This window comes from Symbiobacterium thermophilum IAM 14863 (assembly GCF_000009905.1).
GTDB lineage: Bacteria > Bacillota > Sulfobacillia > Symbiobacteriales > Symbiobacteriaceae > Symbiobacterium > Symbiobacterium thermophilum.
In genome coordinates this window covers 1,402,069-1,416,000 of record NC_006177.1, presented here as the reverse complement: position 1 = coordinate 1,416,000, position 13,932 = coordinate 1,402,069, and the positions used below count along the sequence as shown (strand labels likewise).

11 protein-coding genes and 1 pseudogene are annotated in these 13,932 nt (G+C 70.6%); 3 read left to right on the top strand and 9 right to left on the bottom strand.

Annotated features, from left to right (window positions below; all coding sequences use genetic code 11):
• Positions 1-23 precede the first annotated feature (23 nt).
• Together STH_RS06510 and STH_RS06505 are read right to left on the bottom strand one after the other, a co-directional pair.
• Positions 24-506, bottom strand: a complete 483-nt coding sequence (locus STH_RS06510) for a PTS system mannose/fructose/N-acetylgalactosamine-transporter subunit IIB (protein ID WP_011195407.1) — start codon at positions 504-506, stop codon at positions 24-26.
• Positions 507-675: 169 nt separating this feature from the next.
• Complete coding sequence (locus STH_RS06505; RefSeq protein WP_043713627.1) at positions 676-3,357, bottom strand: sigma 54-interacting transcriptional regulator; 2,682 nt, start codon at positions 3,355-3,357, stop codon at positions 676-678.
• Positions 3,358-3,758: 401 nt separating this feature from the next.
• On the opposite strand from STH_RS06505, the gene STH_RS06500 reads away from it, so the two are divergent.
• The 3 genes from STH_RS06500 to STH_RS06490 are packed head-to-tail and all read left to right on the top strand — an operon-like array spanning position 3,759 to position 7,354.
• The gene (locus tag STH_RS06500) at positions 3,759-5,144 is read left to right on the top strand and encodes a pyridoxal phosphate-dependent decarboxylase family protein (protein WP_148205506.1); all 1,386 of its coding nucleotides are present in this window, start codon (positions 3,759-3,761) and stop codon (positions 5,142-5,144) included.
• A gap of 5 nt (positions 5,145-5,149) precedes the next feature.
• On the top strand, positions 5,150-6,769 hold the full coding sequence (locus STH_RS06495) for a xylulokinase (protein WP_011195404.1): 1,620 nt from the start codon (positions 5,150-5,152) through the stop codon (positions 6,767-6,769).
• Positions 6,770-6,811: 42 nt separating this feature from the next.
• A complete protein-coding gene (locus STH_RS06490) occupies positions 6,812-7,354 on the top strand; it encodes a putative glycolipid-binding domain-containing protein (RefSeq protein WP_011195403.1) in 543 nt (180 codons plus the stop codon).
• A gap of 99 nt (positions 7,355-7,453) precedes the next feature.
• Here the strand turns inward: STH_RS06490 and STH_RS06485 are convergent, their stop codons facing one another.
• From STH_RS06485 to STH_RS06455, 7 genes and pseudogenes are all read right to left on the bottom strand, one after another.
• Complete coding sequence (locus STH_RS06485) at positions 7,454-7,711, bottom strand: RNA recognition motif domain-containing protein (protein WP_011195402.1); 258 nt, start codon at positions 7,709-7,711, stop codon at positions 7,454-7,456.
• Positions 7,712-7,876: 165 nt separating this feature from the next.
• The gene (locus STH_RS06480) at positions 7,877-9,268 is read right to left on the bottom strand and encodes a dipeptidase (protein ID WP_043713624.1); all 1,392 of its coding nucleotides are present in this window, start codon (positions 9,266-9,268) and stop codon (positions 7,877-7,879) included.
• 214 nt (positions 9,269-9,482) lie between these two features.
• Positions 9,483-9,578, bottom strand: a pseudogene (locus tag STH_RS19920) (glutaredoxin family protein); the annotation flags it as partial.
• Between the two features lie 46 nt (positions 9,579-9,624).
• The gene (locus STH_RS06470) at positions 9,625-10,629 is read right to left on the bottom strand and encodes an LLM class flavin-dependent oxidoreductase (protein WP_043715140.1); all 1,005 of its coding nucleotides are present in this window, start codon (positions 10,627-10,629) and stop codon (positions 9,625-9,627) included.
• A 28-nt stretch (positions 10,630-10,657) separates the two neighbouring features.
• Positions 10,658-12,169: a putative glycoside hydrolase gene (locus STH_RS17055; protein ID WP_050742146.1), complete on the bottom strand. Its 1,512-nt coding sequence runs from the start codon at positions 12,167-12,169 to the stop codon at positions 10,658-10,660.
• Between the two features lie 177 nt (positions 12,170-12,346).
• Complete coding sequence (locus STH_RS06460) at positions 12,347-13,447, bottom strand: glycerol dehydrogenase (protein WP_011195398.1); 1,101 nt, start codon at positions 13,445-13,447, stop codon at positions 12,347-12,349.
• An 83-nt stretch (positions 13,448-13,530) separates the two neighbouring features.
• Positions 13,531-13,887, bottom strand: coding sequence for a cupin domain-containing protein (locus STH_RS06455; protein WP_197525211.1), 357 nt, complete (start codon positions 13,885-13,887; stop codon positions 13,531-13,533).
• Positions 13,888-13,932: the final 45 nt, after the last annotated feature.

Genomic DNA, 13,932 nt, shown 5'->3' with positions numbered 1-13,932 from the left:
CCCAGTAATCGGTGGGGTCCTGGTCACTGCTGCCGGATCACGCTGTTGAAATCCGTCACGGCACCTCCGGGGAGCCAGACCGCCTCCAGGATCACACCCCTTCGGTCCAGTTCCTTCCACGCCTCGATCTCCTCCGGGCTGGCCGCGACCTCCTTGGTCAGCCGGACCCGCCCTTCCGCCGCCCGGACGTTGCCGACATTGACCTTCGTCAGCTCGACGCCCCCGTCCATCAGCGCCAGAAGCGACTGCGGATCACGCACCAGCACCATCACCCGGTCCTTGGCCGCCTTGGGCCCGACCAGAAGGGCGGCCGCCTCGGCCACGCTCAGGATGCTGACCTTGACGCCCACCGGGGCGGCCAGCTTCAGGAGCGACTTCTGCGTGGCGTCCCGGGCCACCTCGTCGTTGGCGACGACGATGTGGTTCGCCCCCACCGTCCGTGTCCACCCGACAGCCACCTGCCCATGGATCAAACGGTCGTCCACACGCACCAGAACGATGGGCATGTTCATCCCTCCGTCGATGTGAGAATGGAATCCGTTCCGTTCACTGCACATATACACGCAACTTCCGTGCCAAGACGGATCCGGCCAAACACGCGAAAACGGTGGGCCCGGCGGACCCACCGTTGCGAGACACATGCGAGACAGATCCCAATTCTGACCGGACGGTTCGCTACTCCGTCAAGACAATCAGCGCCATGTAGGCCACCTCGCCGGACGGGAAGGAGAAGCCCCAGCTGCGTCCGACGGGCTCCAGGGCGTCCGCGATGGCCGAGAGCAGCGACCCGTGCCGGGCCCTGAGATACTCCTCTTCCGGGCAGGGGTAGGTGGTCCCGTCGCTGGCGAGCCGCTCGATGGCAAACCCGAGGTGGATGATCCACCGGGCCACCCGGTTGGCGTTCAGCCGCATCCCCAGGCTCTCCTCGAAGCGGCGCAGCGCGCCCGCGGCCGCCTCCCCGGCCCGCCTCCCGTCCACGGAGGCGATGTTGTCCACCAGGAAGCGCATGGAGAGCTCCATGGCCTCCTCGCGGGTGGCCGACGGGGCGGCGGCCGGCGCCTCCTCCCCCCGCAGGAGGTCGGCCAGGGCCTGCAGGCCGTCGCCGAACAGGACCCGCTCCAGGCCAATGAACGGCACGCCCGGCAGGCGCGGGTCGATGGTGCCCACCACCGCGACGACCCCCTTGCGCCATCCCTCCACCAGGAGGCCGGGGAGGACCGACCCGTTGTCCAGGTCCACCGCCTGGACGGCCACCGACTCCCGCAGGTCCGGCGGCAGGGCCTCCGTCAGGAAGGCCGCCAGCTTGCGGGCCGTCCCCTGCCCCGTGAGACACGTGGTGATGACGAGGCGCTTGCCTGCGGCCACCACCGGCTCTTCCTCCTGGCCGGTGTAGACGCGGCGCACCGCGCGCACCACGGTCGCAAGGTCGCTGCCCGGCTCCTGTGCGACCCGGGCGGCCTCGATCACGGCTGGCGTCGTCACCAGCGGGACCACCGCGAAGGGCACGCTGGTCTCCCGCTCCAGGGCCGGCCCCAGCCCGGTCAGCGAGCCCATGTCGACCAGCAGCACCACGCCGCGCACGGGGCCGAACGCCCGCACGCGCGCCGCCGCCAGCTCCACCGTCGCCTGCACGCTCTGCTCCAGCGGCATGTCGACGGCCGTGACGATGTCCGTGCCCAGCAGTTCGTTGGCCACGGCCGCCATGCTGGACGCGGTGCTGTCGCCGTGGGCAATCACCATCACCTGCAGCCCCGAGGGGGCGTTGCGGGGCCGGTGCGCGGCCAGGAAAAGCGCCAGGAAGCTCTTCTCGCCGGGGAGCAGCCGCACGCCCAGCTCCGCCTCGAGCCGGGGGGCCAGCCGGTTGACCGCGGCGTACTCGGCCGGGCACTGGGCGACCAGCGCCAGCGCCTGGTCGACGTCCAGGTCGTGGTCCGACCGAGCCGCCAGGTGGAGGGCGAGGCCGGTCACCACCTCGGAACCGAAGTTCTCGTTCAGCTCGTCGCCGACCTCCCGGACGAACCCGGTGACGATCTCCAGGAGCCGGTTGGAGACCACGCCCGCGCGGTCCGCGCGGTGCAGCAGCCGGCGCAGGTAATAGTCCAGGTCGGTCCGGATGACCCGCCGGAGCTCGCTTTCCTGCAGGCCGGCCCGCAGATACCCCGTCACCCGGCGGTGCAGCTGCGCGTAGAGGTCCGCGGGCACGTAGTCGTCGACGTACCGCACCTGACTGCGCAGGGTGGACGGCCGGTAGACCCGGTCCTCGACGCCGACGAGCCGCTCCGCGTCGCCTGACGATTCATGGGCCTGCAGGTAGGCCAGCTGGATCTGGGGGGACAGGTGGGTGAGGTCGAGGGAAATCGGGGCGCCGTCGCCCAACCCGGCCGCCGCGTGCGCGAAGAACGCCTTGGCGCACGCCATGAGGATGGCGCTGCGCAGCTCTCCCACGTTCCCGGTGGTGCGGTAGGCCAGGAGCGCCAGCAGGACCAGCGGGCTTACGACGATGGCCTTGCCGATGCGGGAAGCCTCCTCCCGCAGGAAGACCTCGATGAGCGCCAGCCGCTCCTCCACCGGCCGGACGTCCAGCCCGGGCAGATGGATGACCACCGGGAACCGGCGGACAAAGGTGTTCAGGAGCGAAGAACTCGGGTCCTCGGACGTCGCGCCCACCAGCATCACCGACGCCTGCCGGGTGGCCGTGTCGCCCAGGGCGCGGTAGACGCCCCGGTCCATCAGCAGGAAGAGCATCTCCTGGCCGTCGGGGGGCAGGCGGTGGATCTCGTCCAGGAACAGCAGGCCCCCGTCCGCCTGCGCCACGAGCCCCGGCGTGTCCCGTTCCGCCCCGGTGAAGGCGCCCTTCACGTAACCGAAGAGCTGGGCCTGCAGCAGCTGCGGGTTCGCGGCGTAGTCCGCGCAGTTGAACACGCAGAAGGGCGCTCCCGGGGGGAGCCGCCCCGCGGCCACGGCGTACCGGTACATCGCCTCCGCCAGCCGGCTCTTGCCCGACCCGGTGGGGCCGGAGATGAGCGTCGGCAACCCGCGCGGGGGATAGAGCATGGCCGCCTTGGCCTGCTCCACCGCGGCGCCGAGGCTCCCGCCGTACCCGACCAGCTCGTCGAAGGGATCGTTGGCCACCGGAGCGGGAACGGCGGGCGACCCGGGCTCTGCCGCGGCGATGAACCGAACGGGCTTCCCCTTCAGTTTCAGCGCGAGCCCTTCGTTGACCAGTTCGTTGAGATCGGCGCTGGCGTTGTTCCGCCGGATGCCGACGTGTTCGGCCACCTCCATGGCCGTCACACCGCTGGAGCTTCCGGCCGGTGCAAGCTGACGAAGCGCCTCCAGGACCCGATCCTTGCGCACGCGGGGCCACCCCCTTCGCGATTGCGGACAGCTTTCCTCCAGTATAGGGTGAAACTTTAAGGTAGTCACGAGATCGTTGAAAGGGATTGCTGGGAAACCACCCCATCCAAGGCCCGTCTACCCTTCGGCCGGGTTGAGACGCAGCTCGTACAGCACGCACTCGTGTACCCGCCGGAAGCGGGCCCGAACCCATTCCCGGTCCTCGCCCGTGTGGTGGGCGAGGACCCGGCACCTCAGCCACCCCTGTTCGTCCTCCGGTCTGTGTGCTTTCGGCGTTTTCCCCGCCTTTGCCCTGCGACCCGGCGCGTTCCCACCCAACGCCGGAATTTCCCTCCTCATTGCAGGACTATTGCGAAATTCGCGGAATTCAATCGCAACCGCCTGCGAGGAGGGACCCCACCATGGACTGGCTCGCCTCCCTGCGGTCGCAGATCAAGCCTTACCGCGACCGCTTTCCTTCCCACGCCCGCCTGCCACGGGCCGGCCTGCCCCGCGCCGAGATCCTCGCCGAGATCGCGGCCATGGGCGCGGCCGAGTCCCCGGCCTGGCGGGACGGCTATGCCTCCGGCGCCGTCTACCACGGCGATGAGCACCACATCGCGTTCCTCAACGAGGTCTACGCCCTCCAGTCCCAGTCCAACCCGCTCCACCCGGACCTCTGGCCGAGCACGGCCAAGTTCGAGGCCGAGGTCGTCGCCATGACCGCCCACATGCTGGGCGGGGACGCCGCCGGCGGGACCGTCTGCGGCACCGTGACCTCCGGCGGCACGGAGTCGCTCCTCCTGGCCATGAAGACCTACCGGGACTGGGCCCGCGCGACCAAGGGGATCACCGCCCCGGAGGCCGTGGTGCCGGTGAGCGCGCACGCCGCCTTCGACAAGGCCGCGCAGTACTTCGGCATCAAGCTGGTCCGCACCCCGCTGGACGCCGATTACCGGGCAGACGTCGCGGCCATGCGGGAAGCCATTACCCCCAACACCGTGGTCGTCGCCGGATCCGCGCCGGGCTACCCCCACGGCGTCGTCGACCCCATTCCCGAGATCGCCGCCCTGGCCGCGGAACACGGCATCGGCTGCCATGTGGACGCCTGCCTGGGCGGGTTCATCCTGCCGTGGGCGGAGCGGCTGGGCTACCCGGTGCCCCCCTTCGATTTCCGGCTGGAGGGCGTCACCTCCGTCTCGGCCGACACCCACAAGTACGGCTACGGGGCCAAGGGAACGTCGGTGATCCTCTACCGCAGACCTGATCTGCTGCACTACCAGTACTTCATCGCGGCCGACTGGCCCGGAGGCCTCTACTTCTCCCCCACCTTCGCCGGCAGCCGGCCCGGCGCGCTCAGCGCGACCGCGTGGGCCGCCATGCTCTCCCTGGGGGAGGAGGGCTACCTGGATGCCACCCGCCGGATCCTGCAAGCCGCCGACCGGCTTAAGGCGGGCGTGCGCGCGATCCCCAGCCTGAAGATCCTGGGCGACCCGCTGTGGGTGATCGCCGTGGCCTCGGACGAGCTCAACATCTACCAGGTGATGGAGGAGATGGCCGGGCGGGGCTGGCGGCTGAACGGACTGCACCGGCCGCCGGCGTTTCACGTCGCCCTGACGCTTCGCCACACCGAGCCCGGGGTGGTCGACCGGTTCCTCGCCGACCTGCAGGACGCGGTGGCTCAGGTCCGGGCCCACCCCGAAAAGGCGACCGGGATGGCCCCGGTCTACGGCATGGCCGCCGCCGCGCCGCCGGAGCTGGTCCGGCAGGTGCTCACCGGCTTCATCGACCTGCTGTACGAGGTGTGACCGCCATGGCCCAGCAGTACGTCCTGGCGCTGGATCTGGGCACGTCGGCCCTGAAGGCGGCCCTGGTCTCCTTCACCGGCGCCGTCGCCGGCCTGGAGACCGAGCCCGTCCCGCTCACGGTGCTGCCCGGCGGCGGGGCCGAGCAGAACCCCGAAGACTGGTGGAACGCCCTGGTCACCGCCACCCGCAGGCTCATGGCCCGGGGCATCGCGGGGCCGGACCGGGTGGCCGCCGTCTGCTGCACGGCCCAGTGGTCCGCCACCGTGGCCGTCGACCGCGCCGGCCGCCCGCTGATGCCCGCCATCAGCTGGATGGACACCCGCGGCGCGCCGGACGTCGCCCGGCTGACCGGCGGGCCGGTCTCGGTGGCCGGCTACGGCGTGGACAAGCTGTGGCGCTGGATCCGCCGGACCGGGGGCATCCCCGGAAAGGCGGGCAAGGACTCGCTGGCCCACATCCTCTACATCCGCCGGGCGCACCCCTGGGTGTACGAGGCCGCGCACAAGTTCCTGGAGCCGAAGGACTACCTGAACCTCCGCCTCACCGGCGAGTTCGCCTCGACCTACGAGGCCATCACGCTGCACTGGGTCACCGACAACCGGGATCCCTACCACATCCGCTACGACCCCGACCTGCTGGCCGCCGCGGGCCTGGAGCGGGCCCAGCTGCCGGACCTGCTCCCCGCGACGGCGGTCCTCGGCCGGCTGCGCCCCGCCGCGGCGGAGGAGCTGGGGCTGCGGCCGGAGACCCACGTGATCGCCGGCACGCCGGACATCCACGCGGCCGCCATCGGCTCCGGCGGCACGCGCGACCTGGATCCCCACCTGTACGTGGGCACCTCCTCCTGGCTGTCGGCGCACGTGCCCTACCTGAAGACCGACCTGCTGCACAACATGGCCTCCATCCCGGCGGCCATCCCCGGCCGCTACCTGGTGGCCAACGAGCAGGAGACCGCCGGCGCGTGCCTGCTCCACCTGCGGGACCTGCTCGCAGACCCCTCCGGCCGGACGCCCCGGACCCAGACCCTTTCGGATGGGCGCGGGGCCTCCACGGACGAGGAGGCGCCCGACGAGATGACGCGGCTGATCAACCTCGCTGCCGGGGTTCCGGCAGGCAGCGACGGGCTCCTCTTCACCCCCTGGCTCGCGGGCGAACGGACGCCCGTCGAGGACCCCTGGGTGCGGGGCGGGTTCCACAACCTCACGCTGCGCACCACCCGCGGCCACCTGGTGCGGGCCGTGCTGGAGGGGGTCGCCCTAAACGCCCGGTGGCTGGCCGAGGCGGTGGACCGGTTCGTCGGCCGGCGGCTGGAGCCCGTCCGGCTGATCGGCGGCGGCGCCCGTTCGGAGCTCTGGTGCCAGATCTACGCCGACGTCCTGGACCGGGCGGTCCACCAGATGGAACGGCCCCTGGAGGCGAGTGCGCGCGGCGCCGGCCTCCTCGCGCTGGTAGGCCTGGGCGAACTGAACTTCGCCGACGTGCCGGAGCTGGTCGCCGCCGCCCGCACCTTCGAACCCACCCCCGCCCACCGCCGGATCTACGCCGAGCTGTCCGCCGCGTTCCGGGAACTCTACCGGCGACAACGGGGCGTCTACGCCCGTCTAAACAGGCGGACGGCCCGGTGACGAGGACCACCGGGCCGAAGACATGCATAAGGGGAGATCCGTATGAGACAGACCCTGCGCTGGGCGGCCGTAGACTCGACGGAAACCGAGGAACTGGTGCTGCAGACGGAAGGCGGCGGGATTGTGGCGGACGCCGTCGTAAGCGGCGTGCAGGGGGGAGACGGCACGGACGTCACCTACCACCTGGAGCTGGATCCCCGGTGGCAGGTCTTGCGGCTCTCCGTCACGGAGGGTGATCGGGAGGTCGACCTGACCCGGGACTCCCGCGGCACCTGGCGGGACGCCGGCGGCGCCGTCCTGCCTGAACTGCAGGGGTGCGCCGACGTGGACATCTCCGTCACGCCCTTCACCAACACGCTGCCCATCCGCCGGCTGCAGCTGGCCGAGGGGGAATCGGCGGAGATCCGCGTGGCCTACGTTCAGGTGCCCGGGCTGGTCCTCCGTCCCGTCCGGCAGCGGTACACGAACCTGGGCGGCGGGCGGTACCGGTACGAGGCGCTGGACGGCGGGTACACAGCCGTCCTCTCCGTCGACGAGTCGGGGTTCGTGCTGGAGTACCCGGGCCGGTTCCGGCGGCTGCCCTGAGAATGGATGTGGGGCGGCCGGCTGCCGCAGAAAAAGACAACCGCCTGGCGCGGAAACCTGCCAGGCGGTTGTGTGTGTCTGCGTCTGCTGGGTCGAACCTTACCGGCGGCCAGGACGCGGCTGAGCCTCGTTGACCGTCAGGACACGGCCGGCCCACTCAGCGCCGTCGAGAGCGTCGATGACGGCCTGAGCCTGCTCCGCGGGAACCTCCACGAAGCCGAAGCCGCGGCTGCGGCCCGTCTCCCGGTCAGTCGCCACGCGGGCGGCCTTGACCTCGGCGTACTGGGAGACTGCAGCCTCCAGATCCTCGGGCGTGACCGCCCAGGGGAGGTTGCCGAAGTAGAGTGTCTTGATCATCTTTCTCCCTCCCTCACTTCAGGAGTTGTCGGTTGCCTGATGTGGAGAGGGAACACGATCCCGGAACAAACCACGGACGCGCACCGCTCACCAACCGGACCAACCACTATATAGGTTACTCGGTTTGGCGACAGAACACAACTGTTCCACGGCAACAAAGGCGTGTCATTTGATGTCGTCCGTGCGCGGCAGGGCCTCGCCCAGCTCGTGCAGCAGCAGCACGTAGGCCCGCTGCCCTCGCGCGAACGAGTCGAGCCGGTAGAACTCGTCCGGCGCGTGGGCGCGCTCGTCCGCCTGGCCGGTGCCCAGCGAGATGGTCTCCACCCCCAGGATCCGCTTCACCATCCCCATCACCGGTACGGTGCCGAAGCCGCGGGTCACGGCCGGCCGCCGGCCCGTCACCGCGGTCAGCACCCGGACCAGGGCCTGCTGCGCCGGGTGGTCGGCGGGGATCAGGTAGGGATCCGCCTCGCCGGGCAGGGAATCCACCGTGACCTCGGCATAGGCGGGCGCGTGCCGGCGGATGTGCGCCAGCAGTTTCTCCCGGATCTCCGCCGGCCGCTGGTCCGGCACCAGCCGGCACGTGATCTTGGCGTGCGCCTCGCAGGGGATGACCGTCTTGATCCCCTCCCCGGTGAACCCGCCCCAGATGCCGTTCACCTCCAGCGTGGGACGGGCCGACGCCCGCTCGAAGGGCGTGAACTCCGGCTCGCCGAAGAAGCCCCGCACGCCGGTCTGCGACTGGTACTCGGCCGGCGGGTACGCCGCGGCCGCGATCTCCGCCCGGTCCGTATCCGAGAGGGGGCGCACCGAATCGTAGAACCCCTCCACGGTGATGCGCCCGGCGCTGTCGCGCATGGAGTCCAACAGCCTCACGAGGGCGTGGATGGCGTTGGGCGCGAGGCCGCCGTTGCCGGAGTGCAGGTCCCGGTCTGCGGTGCGCACGTTGATCTGCAGCCCCACCAGCCCCCTGGGTCCCAGCCACACCTCGGGCCGCTCGGGCGTGCCGCAGCCGCCGTCGGCGCTGACCATCAGGTCGCAGGCCAGAAGGTCTCGGTGCGCCTCCAGCAGCGGGCCCAGGTTCGGACTGCCGATCTCCTCCTCGCCCTCCAGCAGGAACTTGACGTTCACGGGCAACTGCCCTTCCGTCCGCAGCAGTGCCTCGCAGGCGACGATCGGCAGGAGCAGGTTGCCCTTCATGTCCGTCGCGCCCCGGGCGTAGACCCGGCCGTCGACCACCGCCGGCTCGAAGGGCGGGTGAGTCCAGAGGTGCAGGGGGTCCACCGGCTGAACGTCGAAGTGGCCGTAGATGAGCACAGTCGGCCTCCCCGGGGCCCCGCACCACTGCCCGTAGACGGCCGGGTGGCCGCCGGTCTCCAGGATCCGCACTCCGTCCATCCCGGCCTGCCTGAGCCGCTCGGCCACCCACTCCGCTGCCTGCCGGACCGCCCCGGCCGCGGCCGGATCCGTGGAGATGCTGGGGATCCGCAGAAGGGACAGGAACTCGTTCAGAAACCGGGACTGGTGCTCCTCCAGGTAGCCCATCCAGTCCGCCATCCAACATCCCTCCGTCTGCCTTGTCCCTGTCTTTTTCGGCCGGGAACCGGCGGTATCCTGCGCAAAATCTAAGAAAAATTTTAAAAAGATAGGGCGGGGCGATGGCGCCTCCGGCCTCGTTGCGGGCCAGCAGCAAGTGGCGCCTCCCCTCCAGCTCGATCTCGTCGCCGGAGAACGTGGCGTACAGCACCCGGTCCCCCGACCGCTCGTCCCGGGAGACGTCGATCTCCCGGAACCGGAAGCCCTTCTCGGTGAGGTACTGCTTGACCCTACGGCACCAGGGGCAGGTCGGTGTGGTGAAGACGACGATGCGGGGCTGCGCCGCAAAAACACGGCCTGGGAGTTCCCCGGCCTCTTCAGGTACGGTCCAGCGCGAAGGCCTCGGCCAACAGTTCGTAGGAACGCAGCCGCTGCCGGTGGTCGTGGATGTGGGAAACCACCATGACCTCGTCGGCCTGGGTCGCCAGCGCCAGCGACCGGATCCCGGCGGCGACCTCGTCGGGTTCGCCCAGGAAGAGCAAGCGCCGGTGCTCCTGCACGGCGGCCAGCTCCTCCGCCGTCCACGGGTAGGCCTCGGCCTCCTCCGGGCTCGGCAGCGGTCGCCGTTCCCCGCGGCGGATCTGCAGCCAGAAGAGGTCCAGGGCCCGGGCCAGCCGCTCGGCCTCCGCCCGGGTGTCGGCGCAGATGGCTGCGACCGCCAGAATCGCGTGGGGCTCCGCCCGGTGCTCGGACGGACGGAACTGCGCCCGGTACAGCCGCATCGGCAGCACCGGGTCGAAGGGGCTGAAGTGGGCGGCAAAGCTGAAAGCCAGCCCCAGCCGGGCGGCCAGCCGGGCGCTGTAATCGCTGGAGCCCAGCAGCCAGACCGGCGGCAGCGGCACGCCCGGCGGCGTGGCCTGCACGCTGCGGAAGGGGTGGCCCTCCGGGAAGTCCCCCCGGGCGAAGTGGAACAGGTCGGCCAGCTGTTCGGGGAAGTCCTCTGCCCCCAGGGAGGCCGTCCGCCGCAGGGCGCGGGCGGTCACGGGGTCCGTACCCGGGGCCCGGCCGATGCCCAGGTCGATCCGGCCGGGGAACAGCGCCTCCAGGGTGAGGAAGGCCTCGGCCACCTTCAGGGGGGCATGGTTGGGCAGCATGATGCCCCCTGCGCCGACGCGGATGCGACGGGTGACCCGGGCCACCTGGCCGATCATGATCTCCGGCGCCACGCTGGCGATGGCGGCGGTGTTGTGATGCTCCGCCAGCCAGTAACGCTCGTAGCCCAGCCGGTCGGCCAGCTGGGCGAGCTCCAGGGTGTTCTGCAGGGCCTGACTGGCGGTAGACCCTGACGGAATGGGCGACAGATCCAGAATCGAGAGCTTCATGCCCTGCACCTCACTTCTCCTTTCCGCATCAGGGCGTCGTGCGGATCAGCACCCGCCTGGCCGCGCCGTCCCAGTCGACCTGGGCGCCAAACGCCTGGCTGACGAACCGCAGCGGCACCAGCGTCCGCCCCTGCCAGAGCACCGCCGGCTGGGACAGGACCACGGGCTGCCCGTCCACCTGCGCCTCGGCGCTGCCCGGCGTGACGGCGATCGTGCGGCTGCCCAGGGTGATCCGCGCCGTGCCGGTGGCGGCGTCCCAGTCGACCCGGCCGCCCAGGGCCGCCGCCAGGTCCCGCAGCGGCACCAGCGTCCGGCCCGTGCTCCGGGCGACGAAGGGCGCCACGTCTGTGAACGTCACCGTGCGGCCGTTCAGGACCACCGTCACCGCTTCCCCCACTTCCGACGGCGGGAGGGACCGGGGCGGTGCGGTGTCGCCGGCCTGCAGGGCCGCCGCGGTGTACCGGTTGGCCGCGTTCCAGAGCAGCCAGCTGCTGTAGCCGGCGTCGTAGGTCGCCCGGATCTGCGCCCGAACCTCATCCGGCCCGTAGGGGTAGCCCATCGAGAAGTCCTGCAGCCACGGCCGCACCGCCGTGCGGCTGTCCAGCCCGGCCGCCAGGATGCGGTCCCGGGCGTCCGACAGCGCCCGGTGGACGGTTTCGTACGGCATGGCGTTGGGGTTGGACAGGCCCAGGTTGCCCCTCTCGTAGTGGCTAGGGTAGAGCATGGGCGAGACATAGTCCACCGCGCCGGCGATCTCCTCCAGCCGCTGGCCGATGCCCATGTCGTCCCGGGCGGAGGTGACCAGGCCGAACACGTCGGCACTGACCAGCACCCCGTAAGGGGCCAGCTCCTCCCGGGCATGGGCCAGGAAGTCCGCCACCGCCGCCGCGTAGTCCCGGCCGTCGCTGCCGGGGTACCGGGTCGCGCTCAGGTCGCCGTCGGTGGGGAAGCGAACGTAGTCGAACTGGATCTCGTCGAAGCCGGCCTCTGCGGCAGCCCGGGCGATGCGGATCACGTAGTCCCAGGCTTCCCGGTTGTAAGGATTGAGCCAGGCGACCCCGTTCCAGTCCCGCCAGATCCCCCCGGAGGCGTGGCGCACGGCCCAGTCGGGGCGGGCCGGGGCGACGATGGGATCCTTGAAGGCGACGATCCGGGCGATGGCGTAGATACCCCGCCGGTGCAGGTCCGCCGTGAACGCCTTCGGATCCCGCAGGAAGGCCCTTACCGCCCCGGCTTGGGTGGCCGTGGCTTCGTCGGTGGCAATGGCAACACGGCCGGAGTCGTCCTTGACGTCGACCACCACGGCGTAGAGTTCGGTGCGTGCGATCAGGTCCAGAATCCCGTCCAGGAAGGCAGGGTCACCCGCGTTCCAGGCGGTGAGATAGACGCCCTTCACCTCCGAGGCCGCGGGAATCAGCGGCGCGACGGGGGCCGGGGACGGCGGGTCGGCGGCACCCGCCGGGGCCGGCGGGACCGACAGGGCAAGAAGAAAGCACGCAAGCAGGGCGGAAAGACGGCGCGTCAGGCTGGTGCGTCTCATGCGGCGAACGCCACCCTTACTGGAAGTTGTGCCGCCGCGCCCCGGGAGGACCGCCCGGGTGCAGCCTTTGCAACCTTCCACAACGCGGCTGCCAAACCCTCCCGCTGCGGGCGGGGGTGTGCGGGACAGGCCGTGAGTGTCATCGAGCCCGGCCCCCTGGGGGCCGGGCTCGGCGCATCAACCGCCCTTGTACAGGTGACCCAGCCGGTCAGCCGTCAGGATGGCGGCGTACACCTTCTCCGGCGTCACCTCGAACGGCATGTTGAAGATGGTTTCCCCTTCGGCGCAGGACAGCTCAGCCACCCGGCGGATCTGCTCCTCCCGGACCGTGTGCACCCCCAGATCTGCGAGCGTCACCGGCAGGCCCACGTTCAGGCAGAACTCGATGACCTCCTCGATCTCGTCCAGGGGCGCGTTCTCGAGGACGAGCTGCGCGAGGGTGCCGAAGGCCACCTTCTCGCCGTGGTAGGCGCCGTGGGTCTCCTCCAGGGCGGACAGGCCGTTGTGGATCGCGTGGGCGGCCGCCAGCCCGCAGCTTTCAAAACCCAGCCCGCTGAGGTAGGTGTTGGCCTCGACGATCCGCTCCAGGGCCTCGGTGATCACGTGCGCCTCGGCCGCAGCCTTGGCCTTGATGCCCTCCTGAAGCAGGGTGTCGTAGCAGAGCCGGGCCAGCGCCATGGCCGCCTGCGTGCCGTGTCCTCCGACGATGTTCAGCTTGTGGGCCCGCTGGGCCGCGCGCGCCTCAAAGTAGGTGGCGAGCGCGTCGCCCATGCCCGCGACCAGGAGTCGGACGGGCGCGTTGGCGATGATCGCCGTATCGACGACGACGACAGCCGGGTTCGACGGCAGGAACAGATACCGTTCGAACGAGCCGTCCTCCTTGTAGATCACCGACAGGGCGCTGCACGGCGCGTCCGTGGAGGCCACGGTCGGCACGACGACTGCGGGCAGATTGCCGCAGTAGTAGGCGACTGCCTTGGCGGAATCCAACGTTTTCCCGCCGCCGATGCCCACCACCACGTCGGCCTGAGACTCCTTGCAGCGCGCCGTCAGCCGCTCGATCTCGGCCTGGGTGATCTCCCCCTGGAAGCGTTCCATCGTCACCGCGGCCCCTGCCTTGGCATAGCTGGCGGTCACGCGGTCACCGGTCAGATTCATGACAAACTCGTCGGCGATGACGAAGGCGTGCGCCCCGAGCTGGCCGGTGTGTTCGGCCAGCCGGTCCAACTCCCCCGGGCCTTGGATGTACTTGCCGGGTGCAACGATCACCTTGCTCAAGTGCAGATTCCTCCCCTGCTGCTACTCACCTGGTTTCTTGGTGCGAAGACTCGGCGCTCCCCGCTGTCGGCCCAGGAGCGAGATCACCCCACGGGCTGCGCGTAGCGCGGGTCCGAAGGGTTCGGGCTCAGGCTGGCCAGAAGCACCAGGGCCTCGCTGCCCGTATTGCGCACGGCGAACTCCTCTTCGCCCTCCACCAGCAGGATGTCGCCGGCCGCAACCGGCGTCTCACGGCCGTCTGCGACCACGACCCCGGATCCCCCCGTGACGTGAACCACGAGCGTGGAACCGGGGTGCCTGTGCTTCGGCAGCTCCTGGCCCGGCGCAAAGGTGAGCACGAACACCAGGACCTGCGGGTTGCTGAAGCAGATGCGCTTGGTGAAACGGGCTTCAGAGAGCAGGGAAACGGCTGCCAGGTTGGTCTGCTCCGTCGCGATCACCCCCGCCATAGCATCCCCGCGGAACACCCGACCATGTGCCCGACG

What these genes read in the sequence shown, in the direction of transcription:
- STH_RS06500 (WP_148205506.1), top strand. Translation starts at nt 3,759, where the DNA reads ATGGACTGGCTCGCCTCCCTGCGGTCGCAGATCAAGCCTTACCGCGAC.
- STH_RS06495 (WP_011195404.1), top strand. Translation starts at nt 5,150, where the DNA reads ATGGCCCAGCAGTACGTCCTGGCGCTGGATCTGGGCACGTCGGCCCTG.
- STH_RS17055 (WP_050742146.1), bottom strand. Translation starts at nt 12,169, where the DNA reads ATGAGACGCACCAGCCTGACGCGCCGTCTTTCCGCCCTGCTTGCGTGC.
- STH_RS06480 (WP_043713624.1), bottom strand. Translation starts at nt 9,268, where the DNA reads ATGGCGGACTGGATGGGCTACCTGGAGGAGCACCAGTCCCGGTTTCTG.
- STH_RS06485 (WP_011195402.1), bottom strand. Translation starts at nt 7,711, where the DNA reads ATGATCAAGACACTCTACTTCGGCAACCTCCCCTGGGCGGTCACGCCC.
- STH_RS06490 (WP_011195403.1), top strand. Translation starts at nt 6,812, where the DNA reads ATGAGACAGACCCTGCGCTGGGCGGCCGTAGACTCGACGGAAACCGAG.
- STH_RS06470 (WP_043715140.1), bottom strand. Translation starts at nt 10,629, where the DNA reads ATGAAGCTCTCGATTCTGGATCTGTCGCCCATTCCGTCAGGGTCTACC.
- STH_RS06510 (WP_011195407.1), bottom strand. Translation starts at nt 506, where the DNA reads ATGCCCATCGTTCTGGTGCGTGTGGACGACCGTTTGATCCATGGGCAG.